Origin of the sequence: Legionella sp. D16C41 (genome assembly GCF_048541585.1) — a bacterium.
In the GTDB taxonomy this organism is placed as follows: domain Bacteria; phylum Pseudomonadota; class Gammaproteobacteria; order Legionellales; family Legionellaceae; genus Legionella_C.
In genome coordinates this window covers 1624988-1643475 of sequence record NZ_CP183303.1, presented here as the reverse complement: position 1 = coordinate 1643475, position 18488 = coordinate 1624988, and the positions used below count along the sequence as shown (strand labels likewise).

The window sequence follows — 18488 nt, the reverse complement described above, 5'->3', positions numbered from 1 at the left end:
AAAAAGATACAATTCTTATGTATCATTCCCGCGCAAGCTGGAACCTAGTGCCATACAGACACGGTACAAGCAATAAGATAGATTTCCGCCTACGCGGAAATGACAAGGTATCTTAAAGGATACCAATACTAGCTAGATTTTATTGTGTCATTCCCGCGCAGGCGGGAATCTATTCCTATACAGGCACAGTACAAGCAGTAAAGTAGATTTTCGCCGACTTGGAAATGACAGCGTTCTTAAATTGACGCCATTAGATGAGCTATTTCAAGGTTATGGTTGATCTTTTAAAGGCATAGTTCTTAAATTTTTAATTTCTGTCTCAGTAATTTTTAATTGATTTCTAACTTTAAAACATTCTAGTTTGAGTCGCCAATAACGATACAAAAAGAGTAAAAAACCAATAAAAAACCCTACTCCTAAGGTCAAAGCTATTAGTAACGAAATAGGTATTGTTAGTGTTGCAACATAGAAGTTTACTTGCACTGAAGCAGCATTTAAAGCGGCAAAGCTTATCCCTAATAATATCAAAAATAAATATAAAATTATCATTAATATACGCATCATTAATCCTTATCTTAGAGGAATAAGTAGGTTTATCTGCTTATAAAAGTTCAGTGTTAATTATCCAACTGCTTTTAGTGAAATGACTGGAGATAAGCATAAATCCTATTTTAGCTAGATTTAGAGATAAAAAAAGCGTAGTTAACTACGCTTTTAAAATATCATTACATCATTTAATTGACTATTCTGCTTCTTTATGAGCCATTTTCTCTTTAAGTAGATCCCCTAAAGTAGTTGCGGCTACTTCGCTACGAGAATATTTCTTAATAGCTTCAGCTTGCTCATGAGCATCTTTTGCTTTTACAGAAAGAGAGATAGTACGGTTTTTCTTGTCAATATTAACAATTTTAGCCTCTACTTCATCACCTTCTTTAAAAAGAGTAGTAGCATCATCGACACGATCTTCAGATAATTCATTAGCACGAATTGTTCCCATAACATCACGACCTAAGTCCACTGTTACAGTTTTTGGTTCAATACTAACTACTTTACCTTTAACGATAGCGCCCTTGTTATTTTCTTCAACAAAAGTTGCAAAAGAATCACCCTCAAGCTGCTTTAAGCCTAAAGAGATACGTTCTCTTTCTGGATCAATAGCTAAAATAATTGCTTCAAGCTCTTGACCTTTCTTAAACTGCTTAACGGCTTCTTCACCTGGAACAGTCCAAGAAATATCAGATAAATGAACTAAGCCATCAATATCACCTTCAAGTCCAATAAAGATACCAAAATCAGTAATTGAACGAATCTTACCACTTACTTTTTGACCTTTACTGTGAGTTTGTGCAAATTGATGCCAAGGGTTACCTACACATTGCTTCATACCGAGAGAAATTCGACGACGTTCTTCATCAATTTCAAGAACCATCACATCAACTATATCGCCCATAGAAACAACTTTACTTGGATGAACATTCTTATTAGTCCAATCCATTTCAGACATATGAACTAAACCTTCTACGCCTTCTTCTATCTCAACAAAGCAACCATAGTCAGTAATATTAGTGACTTTGCCTTTCATCTTTTTGCCGACTGGATAACGTTCTACTAAGTCAACCCATGGGTCATTGCCAAGTTGCTTCATGCCTAGGGAAACTCGATTACGTTCACTATCAAAACTTAAGACCTTAACTTTTACATCTTGACCAACGGTAAGAACTTCACTTGGATGTTTTACACGTTTCCAGGAGATGTCAGTAATATGCAATAAGCCATCAATACCGCCTAAATCAATAAATGCACCATAATCTGTAAGGTTTTTAACTATACCATTTAAGATTTGTCCATCATGCAAAGAATCTAATAAAGCTTGTCTATCTGCACTACTTTCTTCTTCTACTACAGCTCGACGAGAAACAACAATGTTGTTTCGCTTCAAATCCATTTTAATAACTTTAAATTCAAGCTCTTTGCCTTCTAAATAAGAAGGATCACGTACAGGTCTGACGTCAACCAAGGAACCGGGTAGGAACGCTCTTATAGTACCAATTTCAACTGTAAAACCACCTTTAACTTTACCAGAAATTAAACCGGTAACAGTATCATTATTTTCATGCGATTTTGACAATTTACGCCATGCTTCTTGACGTTTTGCTTTCTCTCGGGATAGTAACGTTTCACCAAAACCATCTTCAACAGAATCTAGAGCAACTTCAACGCTGTCCCCAATATGGATTTCCAGCTTACCATTTTTATCTTGAAATTCTTCTACAGCAACAATTCCTTCAGATTTCAAACCAGCATTTAAAGTTACATAATCATCATCGATATCAATAACTTTTGCGGTGATTATAGCGCCAGGATAAAATTGAGCACCAGCGATGCTTTGCTCGAATAACTCTTTGAAACTTTCAGACATGTTAATTAACTCTCTAGTAAAAAAAATAGCCATGTGACGTCCAGGTCACAAAGCCTCCCAATATTCAGTTACATCTTATACTAAGTCAGTCATTAACATTAGCATAAGAAGCTTAAACTCCGAATTTCATAACAATTGTGATTTAAAATCCAGATGCTTGTTCACTAATTTTAAAACATTATTGAACACTTGTACAATCGTTAAGCCAGTTGTATCAAAAAGAATTGCATCTGCAGCTGGTGTTAAAGGCGCATGTTGACGGCTCGTATCACGCTTATCGCGCATCAATAATTCCTTAATGACTTCGGCGAGGCTAACATCAATTCCACTATCTTTCAACTGTAAATAACGCCTATGTGCACGAACCTCAGGGGTTGCATGTAAAAATATCTTTAAAATTGCGTTAGGAAAAACAACTGTGCCCATATCACGCCCATCTGTTACCAAGCCTGGAAATTGGGCAAAAGCACGCTGTCTAGCCAGTAATGCCTTTCTAACTTCAGGAATAACTGCGATTTTTGATGCATCTTGACCACATTGCTCACTTCTTATTGCTTCATAAACCTCTTGATTATCTAGGATTACTGTACATTTTAAATGAGGATCTGTTTCAAATTTTACATTTAGTTTATGCGCTAACTCTACAATACTATTAACATCATTAAAATCTATTTCTTTTAATTTAACAGCGTAAGCTAACACGCGATAAATTGAACCACTATCAAGTACATTCCAATTTAAATGATCAGCTAACATATAGCATAATGTACCCTTGCCAGTTCCACTAGGGCCATCAATTGTAATAACAGGAACGCTATTATCTTCCTTCATTACGTTCCTCCTCAATAGCTAGTTGAATCATATTAGCTGTTTTGACAAAACTTGGGAAAGAAGTAGCAACGTTCTCACAATTTTTTATTTTAATTTTATCCTTAGCCACCGCTCCAGCTATGGCAAAGGCCATGGCAATACGGTGATCATGATAGCTTTCTATTTCACCACCTTGTAAAACACCACCATTTATAAAAACCCCGTCAATAAAAGCCTGTGTTTCTATTCCGAGTCGCTGTAAACCATCAACCATAGCACTAATTCTATCACTTTCCTTATTACGTAATTCATTAGCGCCATATAAACGAGTTTGCCCCTTAGCACAAGCAGCAGCAATAAAAATAACTGGAAACTCATCAATAGCTAAAGGCACTAAAGTTGTAGGAATATCAATACCTTCTAAAGGGGCATAGCGGACATGCAAATCAGCTACTAACTCTTCACCATAAAGTCGCTTATTTTTTAGTTCAATGTTCGCGCCCATCTGCTTTAGAATTTGAATAATGCCAGTACGTGTAGGATTTATGCCAACATTCCTTATTAAAATATCAGAATCAGGAATTAAAGTTGCTGCTACAATAAAAAAAGCCGCTGAGGAAATATCTCCTGGAACAATTATATCTGTACCAATGCACTCAGAATCTGCATTAATTATAATTTTATTGTCGCATTTGCGAATTGGGTAAGAGAATGTTGTCAACATTCTTTCCGTATGATCCCGTGTTACTCCAGGTTCAACGATAGTTGTATCACCATCAGCATATAAACCTGCCAATAGCAAACAGGATTTAACTTGAGCACTAGCCTCTGGCATTTCATAAGTAATACCTGTTAAAGATTGGCCTCCCTTAATAAATAAAGGCGGCTTACCTTCAGTCGTACTTATATCAGCTCCCATCTGAGTAAGAGGTCTACTAATTCTTTCCATAGGCCTTTTAAGTAAACTTGCATCTCCAGTTAAGACACTGTCAAAAGGTTGAGCAGCAAGTAATCCGGTCATAAGTCGTATACTTGTACCTGAATTACCACAATCTATAGTCGTACTAGGTGGCTGTAACCCATATTTACCTACACCATGGATAATTACACGCTGGTCTATAGGGCCTTCGATAGAAACACCTAGAGAGCAAAATGCCTTTAAGGTAGCTAAACAGTCTTCACCATCCAAAAATCCATTAATAGTTGTGGTACCATGAGCAATTGCACCCAACATGATTGCTCGATGGGAAATTGATTTATCACCAGGAACGGTAATATCACCGTGTAACTGCTTAACTGGACTACTAACAAAATCAAGAGCACTCATAAAACATTATCCTTGGCAAAATCATTCATAAATTCAATTAAACAATCAACACCTGCGATAGGCATAGAATTATACATACTCGCTCTAAGGCCTCCTACAGCTCGATGGCCTTTTAATGCTAATAACCCCCTCTTAGCAGCTTGTTTAAGAAAAGCCTCTTCAAGCGCATCATTAGCTAGCGTAAAACAAACATTAAAAAGCGATCTAGCATTTTTATCAATGTGGCACCGATAAAAAGGTGTACTATCAATATAATTATATAATTTTGCCGCTTTCTGACAATTTTGTTTATACAGTTCTGCTACACCACCTTGTTGTTCTATCCACTTAAACATTTTTAATGCCAAGTAACAATTAAAGGTAGGCGGTGTTGCGTAAAGTGATTTACTTTTAGCATGAACACGAAAATCAAGCATTGTTGGCAGTTTCTTTTGCTTGTTACTTTCAACTAAATCTTGCCGTATAATAACGATTGTTAAACCTGAATTAGCAATATTTTTTTGTGCTCCAGCAAAAATTAAGCCGTAATCAGCAATATCAACAGGCTCTGCTAATAAGCAAGAGGTCATATCGGCAACTAAAGGTATATTGGCATGTTGCGGCGGTGGCGCAAAACGCACCCCGTTAACAGTTTCATTTGGGGTATAGTAAATATAGGTAGTATTTTCTTTAAATTGCCATATTTGTTTTGGAGGTATTGCTAAAAATCCTGCTTCTTCACTAGAGGCAATAATATAGGCCTTTTTAAGACGTTTTGCTTCCTCATAAGCCATGGATGACCATATGCCTGTAATAAAGAATCCTGCCTGCTGACCTGTTTTAAGTAAATTTAGTGGAATCATACTAAATTGTGTTCGCGCAGCGCCACCTAAAAACAATACATAATAGTTTTGCGGGATATTTAAAATTCGGCGCAAACAATATTCAGCCTCTTCCATAAGCGCTATAAATTCTGATGTCCGATGGCCTAATTCCATTACAGACATCCCTAAGCCTTGCCAATTTAATAATTCCTGTTGTGCCTCAAGCAATATCTCGGTAGGCAACATGGCAGGGCCTGCACCGAAATTATAACCTCTATTCATTAGTCATTTCTTCGGTAGCAATTAAATCGTCTTCTGTTCCTTCAAGTTCTACAATACGTTGCATACTAACTACTAATTCACCAGCGTGTAAGTTCATTAAACGAACACCTTGAGTATTTCTTCCAATTACTGATAATTCATCTACTCTGAAACGAACCAACGTGCCTTTATCTGTAATGAGCATAGCTTCATCCCCGGCTTCTACTTGAAGCGCACGAACTACTTTACCATTTCTTTCATTAACTTGAATGGAAATAACACCTTGGCCGCCACGACCTGAAACTCGATATTCAGCAATATCTGTTCGTTTACCATAGCCATTTTCAGTTGCGGTTAAAATAGTACCTTCTGATTTAGCGACAACAAGAGATATGACAGACTGGTTATCCTGCAGGCGAATGCCACGTACACCGCGCGCCGTTCTACCCATTGGCCTAACTAATTTTTCATCAAAGCGAATAACCTTCCCTGCATCAGTAAATAGCATAATATCTTTACTGCCATCAGTAATATCAACACCTACTAAGCGATCTTCTTCATCTAAATGGACTGCAATAATTCCATTCGAGCGCGGTCTACTAAACGCTTCAAGCGGCACTTTTTTAACCGTACCATGTTTAGTTGCCATAAATACGAAATAACCCTCATCATAACCTCGCACAGGTAACATGGCATTAATGGCCTCACCTGGTGCTAAAGGTAAGATATTAATAATAGGTTTACCTCTTGAAATACGGCTAGCTAAAGGCAATTGATAAGCCTTTAACCAGTAAAGCTTTCCATGATTTGAAAAGCACAATAGTGTATCATGAGTGCTAGCGATAATAAGTTTTTCGATGAAATCCTCGTCTTTAACATTCGTTGCAGACTTACCCTTACCTCCTCGCCGCTGAGCCTGGTAAGCAGATAAAGGCTGATATTTTACATAGCCTTCATGCGATAACGTTACCACTACGTCTTCTTCTGTAATTAAATCTTCAATAGTTAAATCTTCTTGTGAAGCTATAACTTCAGTACGACGAGCGTCACCAAATTGAGTTCTAATTTCAATAAAATCATCATGAATAACTTGTAATAATCTATCGGGTGAAGCAAGAATATCTAATAGATCCTTAATATGTTCTACAAGCTCTTTAAATTCTTTAATAATTTTATCTTGTTCTAAAGCAGTTAAGCGATGTAATCTTAATTCTAAAATAGCTTGCGCTTGTTCTGGTGAAAGTCGATAACCAGCTTCTGATAGCCCAAATTCTGCTGATAAATTATCTGGTCGGCAAGCATCACTACCTGCACTCTGTAACATGCTTTTTACTAGTCCCGCCTGCCAAGTCTTTGCCAATAAGCGTTCTTTTGCATCTTGTGGGGTTGGCGATTCCTTGATTAACTCTATCATTTCATCAATATTTGCCAGAGCAATTCCTAACCCTTCTAATAGATGTGCTCTATCACGTGCTTTTTTAAGTTCAAAAAGAGTACGTCTAGTTACAACTTCGCGCCGATGCTTAATAAAATACTCTAGAACTTGTTTTAAATTTAATGTTCTTGGCTGGCCATCTACTAAGGCTACCATATTGATACCAAAAACATTTTGCATCTGAGTATGAGCATACAGATTATTTAAAATAACTTCTGCTACTTCACCCCGTTTTAGCTCAATAACAACACGCATACCTTGTTTGTCAGATTCATCTCTTAATCCTGAAATGCCTTCAATTTTTTTCTCCCGAACTAATTCGGCAATTTTCTCTATTAAGCGAGCTTTATTTACTTGATAGGGCAGCTCTGTAATAATAATTGCATGCTTGCCGGTATGAGCATCAGTTTCAATCTCAGTACGGGCTCTAATGAAAATTCGCCCTCGTCCCGTTTGGTATGCTTGAACAATACCAGCTCTACCATTGATAATAGCCGCCGTAGGAAAATCTGGCGCTGGAATATAATCCATTAATTCTTCAATAGATAAGCTTGGGTCTTTAATTAAAGCAATGCATGCATTTAAGACTTCAGTTAAATTATGAGGCGGGATATTAGTAGCCATTCCTACAGCAATACCCGAAGAGCCATTAACTAATAAATTAGGAATTCTAGTCGGTAAAACAGAAGGAGCAAATTCTGTTTCATCATAATTGGGCACAAAATCAACGGTATCTTTCTCTAAATCTGCTAATAAAGCATGTGCAAGCTTAGACATACGTATTTCGGTATAACGCATTGCTGCTGCTCTATCACCATCTACTGAGCCAAAATTTCCTTGGCCATCTATTAAGAGATAACGCATAGAAAATGGTTGCGCCATACGTACAATGGTATCATAAACTGCTGTATCGCCATGTGGATGATATTTACCTATTACATCGCCCACTACCCTTGCAGATTTTTTATAAGCTTTATTCCAATCATTTCCCAATTCATTCATTGCAAACAAAACCCGTCTATGAACTGGCTTTAAACCATCGCGTACATCAGGTAACGCGCGGCCTACAATAACACTCATTGCATAGTCAAGGTAGGACTGCTTTAATTCATCTTCAATATTAACTGATATAATTTCTTTGGCAGAATAAATCATGGTGAACAAAGATCCTTATGCAATTTTAAAAATAAGATTTTGTAAGGATACCATACAGATAGCTTTAATTGAATCACAATCACAATCAAGCTTTTAGGACTTAAAAGCATTAAATGCTTTTTCTTTTATATCAATTATATTATTGTATTAAAAGAAACACTTATGCACCAATAATTTAAACACCAAACCCTTAAAAAACCCAAACTGTATTATAATTACACAATTGGTATAAAAAAAACTGTAGACTCATTGACAGCATTTTTATATAGTCTTGGGCTTTAACGCATCTAGGCTCTCAAGCCATTACTCAGGAGACGCTATGACCAAAAAATTTGCCGAACTTAGGCTAGAGGGCCATGAGCCGGTAGAATTACCAATCTATAGTCCTACACTTGGTAATGATGTTATTGATATTAACAACCTAAGTCAGGTCGGCTTATTTACTTTTGATCCAGGGTTTGTTTCAACTGCTGCTTGTGAATCAAAAATAACCTTCATCGATGGCGATAAAGGTATGTTGCTCTATAGAGGATATCCTATTGAGCAACTTGCTGAAAAGAAAGATTTTTTAGACGTCAGTTACTTACTTTTAAAAGGCGAATTACCAGACGAAGAAGAAAAAAAGAGTTTTGTTAGTCTTATTAATAACCATACTATGGTACATCAACAAATGTATCAATTTTTAAATGGGTTTCGACGCGATGCGCATCCAATGGCCATTATGGTTGGAATAGTTGGCGCTTTATCTGCGTTCTATCATGATTCTACTGATTTAAACAATCAGCATGATAGATATATGTCTGCTATACGTCTAATTGCTAAAATGCCAACGCTTGCTGCTATGAGTTATAAATATTCAGTTGGGCAGCCTTATATGTATCCCTTAAACAAAATGTCGTATGCTGAAAATTTCTTGCATATGATGTTTGGTGTGCCCACAGAGAATGTTACACCTAACCCAATCATTGTTAATGCAATGGATACTATTTTTATTCTTCACGCTGATCATGAGCAAAACGCTTCAACTTCAACTGTAAGGCTTGCAGGTTCAACAGGGGCAAACCCTTATGCCTGTATATCAGCAGGGATAGGTGCTCTATGGGGACCTGCTCACGGCGGTGCTAATGAAGCATGCCTTAATATGTTAAAAGAAATTGGTGATGTTAAAAATATTAACCATTACATTAAGCGTGCTAAAGACAAAGATGATCCATTCCGCTTAATGGGCTTTGGCCATAGGGTTTATAAAAGCTACGATCCGCGTGCTAAAGTCATGCGTAAAACCTGTCATGCTGTATTACAAGCTGTAGGTGCACTAGATTCACCTCTCTTTAAACTAGCGATGGAACTTGAGCGAATTGCCCTTGAAGATGATTACTTTATTGAAAAGAAACTCTATCCAAATGTAGATTTTTACTCTGGACTGACATTAAGCGCAATTGGCATTCCTACTAATATGTTTACCGTTATTTTTGCCCTAGCAAGAACTGTAGGCTGGATGTCTCACTGGATGGAAATGGTTGCCAGCCGCTCTAAACTCGGCCGGCCACGTCAGCTCTATACCGGTGAAAAAACTCGAGATGTGCCTTAGTCACTTATTAGACCTCTTGCATAATAGGGTATGCGGAGGTCTATTCTTATAGCATCTATCTATAAACAGTCCTTTATTTGCTGATTGTTTAAAAATTATAAACATAATTTTAGACTTAATTTAAGGAACATTTGCCTAAGGATTCTGGCTTGATAGCTTTCTCTATAGGAGCTGCTGGGCTTTGAGATGTAAAAAAAGTATAGCCATAAGTAGCTAGAGTAGAAAGTGGTGGATATTGCCCTTCCAGTAAACTTAAATCTCTTCGATTTGTTACTATATCAGTTAAGCATTTAGAACGTTCATAAATTCTGATAGCGGAAATAGCTACATAATTATCATTTACTTTAGCAATAGCTAATGCATTTTGATGCCTATCATTTTCTTTAATTACACTCGCTCCTGCCTCCAATAGTACTGTAATTAACTCCATGCTTTTTTTAGATTTTTTACAGGCAAGCATAAGCGGCGTATCGCCATTACAATTTGTAGCATCAACATTTATACAAGTGTGCGTTAATAATAATTTAACTAATGACAAATTCCCAAACTCACACGCTAAACCTAAGGCTGTTGTGCCATCAGAAAGGCAAGCCATATTAATATCAAAACCATGTAAATACATTAACAAGGTCAGGATACGCATTTGATTACCATCTATAGCAAATTCTAAGGCAGTTCTAATTTCCTCTGGCGTTAAGAGGTAGCGCCTTGAATTATGTAACTTAACAAGCTCCGCTATACTTTGTTCATCACCGCTTTGCGCACAAATAGCTATAAAGCTAACCTCACGGCTATTTTTAAAAAGAAAATGCTTATGAGTAACTGGAAACATATCATTTAGCGCTGCTAGTTGCTTTCTTAGCGTTAAATTATCCAGGGCAATAAAATCAAAATTAATAATAAATTGGGCTTGCTCATTAAAACTAGTATTTAACTGATAACTTAATTGCTCATCATTAAGTATAAGATAAGGATAATCAGGTGATTGCCGATATAGGTAATTAATATCAAGCAATAACCAACCGCGCACATCTTTTTTTAAGCCTATTGAATGTCTCTCATTACTTATAACTATGGCTAAATTGTCAAATTTTTGAATTAAAAAAGCTAAATATTTAAAGTATTGTATTACCTCTGATGAGGTAGAAAATGCTACCGTTTTAGTAAAAACCCGCTTAATAGCTAAATCACCACAAATTAAACCTTGCTGAGCAATATTAATAATATTATCGACATTAGTTTGGGTTAGGCGCTTATTATAGAGCTCTTCATAGTTATTAGGAGATTGCGCAATGCAAACAGCTTCAATAAATGACTTTACTTCTAGTAATTGATTTTCTTGCTGATTGATTAATTGATGACTTCTAATCTTTCGCGTAATCACTCCCAACTTAGAAGCAAAATGAGCTTTTTCGTTTCTGACTAAATTAAGTCGTTCATAAAAAACAGCTTCTCTTACTGCAACGACATCCTGTGCCCAAGTTAACGTAAAACCAAAACAAATTCCTCCGCCAGGTTTATAATCAAACCGCTCCATTAATCTAATTAAATCATTATGAGTTAAACTATTGCTGATCTTAACTTTAGTAGAATCTAAATTGGTTGACTCCCAACTTATGTATTTATTAAGAGATAAACTAAGCTTTGCTAACATATTGTATTTAATCACAATAATTAGCATAAATAGAGTTAATAATAGATAAACCATAATTTCATTAAATCCTTTAATAAAAAACTAATGGCTTTAGAGGTTTTCTTAAAATTAAATTTCAAGCTTGAGCGCGAAACCAATTAAGTGTTAATAATGTAGCAGCATCTAATAGCTGTCTTTTATCCATTAACTCATATACCTTTTCTCGCTCAATAACCTGAGTGATAATTTGTTCGTCATCAATACCATGCAACTTGCCTTGTGGCGGCTTTGCTACTTCTGCATAAAACAGATAATTTTTTTCCGTTAATAAGCCTGGACTTTTATAAACATTAGCAATTAGCTGCAAATTTTTTATAACAAGTCCTGTCTCTTCCTTGACCTCACGACAAGCTGCTTCCTCTGGACTCTCTCCTGAATCAATATTTCCTGCAACGCATTCTAAAATAAAACTATTGTCATTAGTTGCATTTAAAAAAACACCTGGTCTAAATTGTTGGCAAAAAATAAAACTATCTAAACTAGGAAGATAAAGCAATATTGAAACTGAATCTGACGTTGTAATAACTTCTCGTTCAGATATCACAATAGCCTTTTTCTGATTAGCTAAACTTAAAACTTCGAAATTATACTTAGCTAGGCTTAAATATCCTTTATGTAGAGACTTTTCTTGAAGAATTTTTGCTTTTTTATCCATAATAATAAAATTTTTATTTAGCTTACTTAATTTTTCCTGAAAATAACTGCCTTGTCATTAAGATTATTAATTAATAATTTTAATCTACACAAATTATTAAAATTATGAAATGATTAGTTTGCATGCTTTGCATAAGATATAAAATAAAAAATAGCTTTAGCCTTCTTTTACCGTCCCGCCACTTATGCGATAGATTCATTAATCGCTGGTTTTGGGCTAACTATGGAAAGCAGGTCTGATGAAAAGTGTTTTTCAAAATTTTTTATTTTTGATCCTATGTAAAGGCTTGCTGTTATTAACTTATTTTAGGAAGCTTATAATAATGAAAAATAAAGGACTTATTAGTTTAATGGCACTGACTTTATCTGCCTCTAGTTATGCCACTGACTTAGCATCTAGGCATTATGAGTTTGAGCCTAATCAAGCAAAAATATTGACAAACCCATTTGTATGGCAACTTTCAATGAAATGTAAATTAGTGACTAAATCGAATAAGAACGTTTTGACTGCTGTGATGTTAAAACATTCTGGCAAAGTTAATAACCATGCCCTTAAAGAAGGTCAGCACGTATCGATTAAAGTTAAAAACAATGATGATCTAACCATCAGTGTTGATGCTAGTGCCGAAGTTGAAATTACCAATCATGGTAGCTCAACTGTAGTCGCTAACTGTGAAATTCAGTAATCTAATTAATAGATTTTCTGCTTTCTGAAAGGCTATATTTAGTGCATTTAAACAAAAAATCATATTTTAAAATAATAATGTAGCATGTTACACAGTGCATTTTAAGTATAATTTTTAATTAATTTGTAATTAAATTAAGCCTTTCACTAAGATTTAATCTTTCTATAGCCTCACCCACTAAATTTTAGAAAAGTCGCAAGTGAAAGAGGCAAAGGATGCACAGAGAAAGCTGAAAGAGCTTGCAACGAAGTATAAAGCTTAATGGCTGATGATATATATTATAAATTTTTATTTTTTTATAGCACCTGGATGAGATTCCTTTAAAATAAATGCAGCAATAATAAAACTTATAAAAAAACAACAGGGCATGACTAGTAGGGCTTTGTTATAACTTATCAAAGAATAAACAGGGATTTCATTTTGCTGCCATTGACCACTATTATGTAGAAAAATACCAACCAAAGGCTGAAATACTGCGCCGCCAATAAGTACTGATAAGTTATTAAAACCTGACGCTGTACCTACCAATTCAGGTGGATTATTATCTTTAACTACAGCAAAGCTAACTGTTTGACCACCAGCACCAAGCCCTAATACAAATAGAATTAAATACATCCAGTTTATGCCAATATTAGGCACATACAATAATAGAATAGTTGCCAATAAACCTAAAAGTGCACTAGTAATTAGCGCAATACGACGACTATAAATCCTATCACTTAACCAACCTAATAAAGGACTACCAACGCCAATACCTAACCAAATCATGCTACATAATCCTGAAGCGGCAAGGATTGTAATGTGAAATTTTTGTTGTAGATACGGTACCCCCCATAACGCTGCAAATACAGCAATTGGAGTCCATATCGCACAGGAATAAGCGCCAACAATCCAAGTATAGGCTCGGCCGCATACTTGTATAAGACGTTGCCACTCTTCACGTACATGACGCTTGGCTATGATCTGCCTGTGCTTTTCTGGATAATCACGAATAACTAACCAAATTAACAAAGCCAAGGCAAGGCCAATGAGTGCTAATACAAAACTTGCTTGCCGCCATCCTATTGCTTGAATTAAAGAGGCTAATGGCATTTCACCAAACATTGCCCCTACTGAACTCATTAATTGAGCAATTCCTGCTAGTAGAGCAAACTGTTGCGGCGGAAACCATCGAGAGACAAGGACTAAAACACCGATAAAGGAAAAAGCAGAACCAATTCCAATTAAAAATCGCCCTAATGCTGCAGTAAAAAGAGTATCAGTTGAAGCAAAAAAAAATGAGCCAATGGCACATAAAATCAACGCTCCAGTCATTAATTTACGTGGACCATAACGATCAAACAGCAATCCAGCTGGTAGTTGCATAGGCGCATAAGCATAAAAGTAAAAGGCAGAAACAATTCCAAACCCGGCAGCACCAACTTTAAAGGTTTTCATCATTGAATCAGCCATTACACTTGGTGCTACTTGTAAAACAAATTCATATAAATAAAAAGTTGCTGACAAGATAAAAATTATATAGGCATTTAATTTAAGATAATGCCCAGGCTCTGAATTTACTGCTCTCAAAATACTATCTTTGTCTAAAAGAAAACATGCATTACACCGCAAGAGAATTTAACTTGTCAATCCCTGCAGGATAAATTGCTCCTAAAATTGTAGGATGTTTGGCACCGGTAATTGAATTAAGATTGAGTGCAATGTTATTTAAGGTTTTATCAGCTAGCCAAGCAAACATGGCTGCTTCAATAAAATCAGGATTAATATTGATTTTTTGCGTTGATAAAACCCTAACGTCTGGAAGTAGATAAGTGAGTTCATTTAGTAAAGCATTATTGTGTGCTCCGCCGCCACAAATAAATAAATGGTGAGAGTTAGAAATTAATCCTTTTACGCTTTTGGCGATACCCATTGCTGTTAGTCGCAGCAGAGTCGCTTGTATATCTACAGCGCTATAATCATCATTAAAATAGCTTCTAAGCCATTTTAATGAGAAATATTCTTTACCAATACTTTTAGGCGCTTGACGTAAAAAAAAGGAATCTTGTAGTAAGCTATTTAATAAAGGCTTTATAACTGTACCTGAGGCTGCCCAATCACCATTTTTATCATAATCAACACCTAAGTGCTTATAAACCCAAGCATCCATTAAGCAATTTCCTGGACCAACATCATATCCACTAACATCATGCTCATTTTTAAGATAAGTTAAGTTTGCTATCCCGCCTACATTAACAACAGCTAATGGAAAACTAAAATCGCGAAAAATAGCCTGATGATAAATTGGTGCAAAAGGTGCGCCCTGGCCGCCAGCCACTAAGTCACGTGTTCTAAAATCAGCTACCACAGTAATTTTAGTCATTTCTGCAATAGTATGCGGGCATCCCAATTGAACGCTATAAGGGATATCTATTGCAGTGTTATGGCAGATAGTTTGCCCATGGCTACCAATGGCCGTAATATTTCGTGCACTTTGGTTACTTTTCTCTAATAACAATAAAACTGCTTTCGCAAATTCTCTGCCCAACAAAGTATTTAACTGACTAAAATAACCTAAATCATGAGCCTCTAAGCTCATAGTCTCTTTAAGCCTAACTTTAACCTCAGGATCATAAGGGCAAGTTATACCGTTAATAATTTCATTTTTAGTAAGATTAATTAAAGCAACGTCAATTCCGTCCATACTTGTCCCTGACATAATTCCAACATATAACTTCATGCCTGTATCCACTCCAATCCAATATTTAGACCTATTTTAAGTTAAAGGTATAAATCAATTAAGTTGAGTTAGTAGTTGCTTCCGATAATACATTGAAATTAATGCAATAGGCATTGTTTATAGAAATTAATCGAACTTGCAAATGAATTTTAACACTTCGCTATTTAAGTTTTTTAAATAATAATTTCTGAAATACTTCTTTTAGACATTTATCTGGATTTATAACCATTTCTCGGCTACGCCAAGCAACATGTCCATCAGGCCTTATTAAGACAGCGCCTGTGCTATTAATTTGATAAACTGATAGCCATTGCCCTGCTGGATCTTGTAAATCTCCCTGCTCCCCAATACGATAACTTATGAGGAGTACATTACTATACTTTAAAGCTGCCTTATGCCAAGCATCCGTTTTATCCGAACATAGCAACACAAAATTCTTATCAAAAAGATCAAGTGTTGATAATATTTTTTTCTCTTTTTCTAAAATATAATGAGGCGCTCTACAACCAGGCAAAGTTGACGGCTGATAATCAGATAAATCGGTAGGCGATGAGAAGGCCTCTTCGGCAATAATTGCCCCTTTTTCATAGCAAAAACCTAAATCCAAGTTAATTTGATTAACATGCTCATTTTGCTCTTCTATTGCAGCGGTCATCGTTTTATAATCACCACTTTGCAATGCTGTAAAAATTTTATTATAACGTAAGGCGTTTTTAGTACTCCACTGAATGTTGTGATAAGCAATAGGAGCACGCTCTTCAAAATAAGTATCTAACAATGCTTCCTCAGCATAACCCTTAATAACAGCGGCTAATTTCCAGGCAAGGTTATGAGCATCCTGAATACCAGTATTCATACCCAAGCCCCCTGTAGGGGGTAATCGATGCGCAGCATCACCGGCTAGCAAAATTCTCTTAACACGATAGCGTTCTGCAATCAATGCAGCCATTGTCCAGAAAGCTTTATTAATGAGTTTTATGTCAATAGTTTCATCTTGAATAATTTTTTTAATTTCTTGCAAGCAAAACGCATCGGTAAAACTTTCTCTTGATAAATCCGGGCGAACATCATAACGTATGCCAACTAACCATTTACGTGCCCCATCTTTAGATAGTAGTATTGTTCCCATAATATCTTCACGAGTAAAGATATACCCAATACTAGGCCTATCCTGCATGTATTTTGCTAAATCCATTTCACAATAAATATTACAAAATTCACCTAAATTCTCTCTACCTAGCATACCTATATTAAGTAGCTTTCGAGCAGGACTTGAGGCTCCATCTGCAGCGACTAAATAAGCTGAATTAATATGATATACTTTACCGCTTATGGTATCTTTTACAGTGGTTACTACGGATTCTTCTGTCTGCTTTATAGCAGTCATTTCGGCATTAAAATAATAAGTAATTTCGGGATAATCTTTAACCTTATTTAATAATTCTTGCTCGACCCAATCTTGGGAAATTAAAGCAATTGAGGTTGGGCTGTGTAGAGCTGGTCTAGGTTTAGCACTAATTCGAGTAAGCTCTTTTCCTTGTAAGGATTCAAACCAAATAAAGCGAAGCGCTTCTTTAGGTAATTGATATTGTCGTAAAGCGGCTTCCATTTCCCAAAGTCTAAAAATTTCCATAGTCCTTGTATTAATTCCACGCGCCTTAGGATGACTCGTAGTAGAAGCATGCTTTTCAATAATAATACTCTTAATACCTTGGCGAGCAAGGCCAATAGCCATACTTAAACCAACCGGACCGGCTCCAATAATAACAACTTGGGTTTTAGTTTGCATGGGGAATTAACCTAATTAATAATTAAACTAGTTTAAAACAACGCCTAAAATTTAGTGTAGTCTGACTTGCAACTTCTTCATAGGTAATTCCTTTAAGCTTACTAATAGCCTCAGCTACATACTTTACTAAAGCTGGATGATTCTGTTTTCCGCGATAAGGTACCGGAGCTAAATAAGGTGAGTCCGTTTCAATTAGTAATCGGTCTAGAGGTATACTTCTAGCTACGTCATGCAAAGCTGCTGCGTTTTTAAAGGTTACAATGCCTGATAAAGAGATATAAAAATTCATATCTATGGCTCTTTTAGCAATATCTAAGTCTTCAGCAAAACAATGCATAACACCGCCAATCTGGCTTGCCTTTTCCTCAGCCATAACCTGCAAAGTATCTTCTGCCGCTTGACGCGTATGAATAATTAGGGGCTTTTCACAAGCAATAGCTGCTTGAATATGTGCACGAAATCTCTCTTGCTGTTGTTTTTGCGCGTTCAATTCAAGCACACGATAATAATCAAGCCCTGTTTCACCAATAGCAATACAAGCTGAATGTTGTTTAGCTAACTCTACAAGTGTTGCCGCGCTAGGCTCGTGCTCTACTAAATTATTAGGATGTAAGCCTACTGAAATTTTAACTTGTTTATACTGATTAGCTATTTCACAAAGAATTGGGTAATCAGTCAACTCTACACAGACGCATAGAAGTGACTCCACACCATTTTGAAAAGCAGCCGCTAATACATTATCTAGTTGATTATCAAAATCGTTTAGGTCAAGAAGGTTTAAATGACAATGTGAGTCGATTAACATAGCTATATTGTGTCAGTTATTTGCGATGATTTTAGCATGGCAGCTAAATAGGTTTCTATTTTATTTTTTAATGCCGGGCTTTCTTCACCTATGAATTGTAGGCCTAATCCAGCAGGCTTGTTACCTTGCGATCCACGCGGTGTAATCCAGGCGACTTTAGCAGAAATAGTATATGGTTTAGTTTCATTAAGTAATTTTAATGATAATTGTACTTGAGTACCCAAAGTCAATACTAAATTTGTTCTTATAAATAATCCGCCATTGGTTATAAAAGGCATATAAGCTGTATAAAGAGCAGCTTCTGTTGGAAAATTTCCATTTATAATAGGCACGTCAATCAT

At 36.0% G+C, this 18488-nt stretch carries 15 protein-coding genes; 2 read left to right on the top strand and 13 right to left on the bottom strand.

Annotated elements, in window-relative coordinates; translation table 11 throughout:
• Nucleotides 1-270 precede the first annotated feature (270 nt).
• The 6 genes from ACNVED_RS07200 to gyrA all read right to left on the bottom strand — a co-directional run bounded on the left by ACNVED_RS07200 (nucleotide 271) and on the right by gyrA (nucleotide 8210).
• Nucleotides 271-549: a lipopolysaccharide assembly protein LapA domain-containing protein gene (locus ACNVED_RS07200; protein ID WP_419421075.1), complete on the bottom strand. Its 279-nt coding sequence runs from the start codon at nucleotides 547-549 to the stop codon at nucleotides 271-273.
• Between the two features lie 193 nt (nucleotides 550-742).
• The gene (gene rpsA / locus ACNVED_RS07195) at nucleotides 743-2419 is read right to left on the bottom strand and encodes a 30S ribosomal protein S1 (protein ID WP_419421074.1); all 1677 of its coding nucleotides are present in this window, start codon (nucleotides 2417-2419) and stop codon (nucleotides 743-745) included.
• Nucleotides 2420-2545: 126 nt separating this feature from the next.
• Nucleotides 2546-3250, bottom strand: a complete 705-nt coding sequence (gene cmk / locus ACNVED_RS07190) for a (d)CMP kinase (protein WP_419421073.1) — start codon at nucleotides 3248-3250, stop codon at nucleotides 2546-2548.
• Nucleotides 3237-4556, bottom strand: coding sequence for a 3-phosphoshikimate 1-carboxyvinyltransferase (gene aroA, locus ACNVED_RS07185; protein WP_419421072.1), 1320 nt, complete (start codon nucleotides 4554-4556; stop codon nucleotides 3237-3239). Before aroA ends, cmk begins: the two co-directional genes overlap by 14 nt.
• On the bottom strand, nucleotides 4553-5641 hold the full coding sequence (serC, locus tag ACNVED_RS07180; protein WP_419421071.1) for a 3-phosphoserine/phosphohydroxythreonine transaminase: 1089 nt from the start codon (nucleotides 5639-5641) through the stop codon (nucleotides 4553-4555). The genes aroA and serC overlap by 4 nt, the downstream gene beginning before the upstream one ends.
• The gene (gene gyrA / locus ACNVED_RS07175) at nucleotides 5634-8210 is read right to left on the bottom strand and encodes a DNA gyrase subunit A (RefSeq protein ID WP_419421070.1); all 2577 of its coding nucleotides are present in this window, start codon (nucleotides 8208-8210) and stop codon (nucleotides 5634-5636) included. Before gyrA ends, serC begins: the two co-directional genes overlap by 8 nt.
• A gap of 319 nt (nucleotides 8211-8529) precedes the next feature.
• On the opposite strand from gyrA, the gene gltA reads away from it, so the two are divergent.
• The gene (gene gltA / locus ACNVED_RS07170; RefSeq protein ID WP_419421069.1) at nucleotides 8530-9801 is read left to right on the top strand and encodes a citrate synthase; all 1272 of its coding nucleotides are present in this window, start codon (nucleotides 8530-8532) and stop codon (nucleotides 9799-9801) included.
• 115 nt (nucleotides 9802-9916) lie between these two features.
• Here the strand turns inward: gltA and ACNVED_RS07165 are convergent, their stop codons facing one another.
• Both ACNVED_RS07165 and ACNVED_RS07160 read right to left on the bottom strand, forming a co-directional pair.
• A complete protein-coding gene (locus ACNVED_RS07165; protein WP_419421068.1) occupies nucleotides 9917-11509 on the bottom strand; it encodes an ankyrin repeat domain-containing protein in 1593 nt (530 codons plus the stop codon).
• Between the two features lie 61 nt (nucleotides 11510-11570).
• Nucleotides 11571-12149 (bottom strand): NUDIX domain-containing protein, encoded by a 579-nt coding sequence (locus ACNVED_RS07160; protein WP_419421067.1) that lies wholly within the window; start codon nucleotides 12147-12149, stop codon nucleotides 11571-11573.
• A gap of 322 nt (nucleotides 12150-12471) precedes the next feature.
• On the opposite strand from ACNVED_RS07160, the gene ACNVED_RS07155 reads away from it, so the two are divergent.
• A complete protein-coding gene (locus ACNVED_RS07155) occupies nucleotides 12472-12834 on the top strand; it encodes a hypothetical protein (RefSeq protein ID WP_419421066.1) in 363 nt (120 codons plus the stop codon).
• Between the two features lie 288 nt (nucleotides 12835-13122).
• On the opposite strand, the gene ACNVED_RS07150 is transcribed toward ACNVED_RS07155, so the two are convergent.
• The 5 genes from ACNVED_RS07150 to ACNVED_RS07130 form a co-directional block, all read right to left on the bottom strand.
• Nucleotides 13123-14403, bottom strand: coding sequence for an MFS transporter (locus ACNVED_RS07150; protein WP_419421065.1), 1281 nt, complete (start codon nucleotides 14401-14403; stop codon nucleotides 13123-13125).
• Nucleotides 14404-14434: 31 nt separating this feature from the next.
• Nucleotides 14435-15553, bottom strand: a complete 1119-nt coding sequence (locus ACNVED_RS07145) for an anhydro-N-acetylmuramic acid kinase (RefSeq protein ID WP_419421064.1) — start codon at nucleotides 15551-15553, stop codon at nucleotides 14435-14437.
• 160 nt (nucleotides 15554-15713) lie between these two features.
• The gene (locus ACNVED_RS07140) at nucleotides 15714-17342 is read right to left on the bottom strand and encodes an FAD-dependent monooxygenase (RefSeq protein ID WP_419421063.1); all 1629 of its coding nucleotides are present in this window, start codon (nucleotides 17340-17342) and stop codon (nucleotides 15714-15716) included.
• A 22-nt stretch (nucleotides 17343-17364) separates the two neighbouring features.
• Nucleotides 17365-18147 (bottom strand): TatD family hydrolase, encoded by a 783-nt coding sequence (locus ACNVED_RS07135; protein ID WP_419421062.1) that lies wholly within the window; start codon nucleotides 18145-18147, stop codon nucleotides 17365-17367.
• Nucleotides 18148-18149: 2 nt separating this feature from the next.
• Entirely contained in the window at nucleotides 18150-18488 is a 339-nt protein-coding gene (locus ACNVED_RS07130) for a PilZ domain-containing protein (protein WP_419421061.1), read from the bottom strand.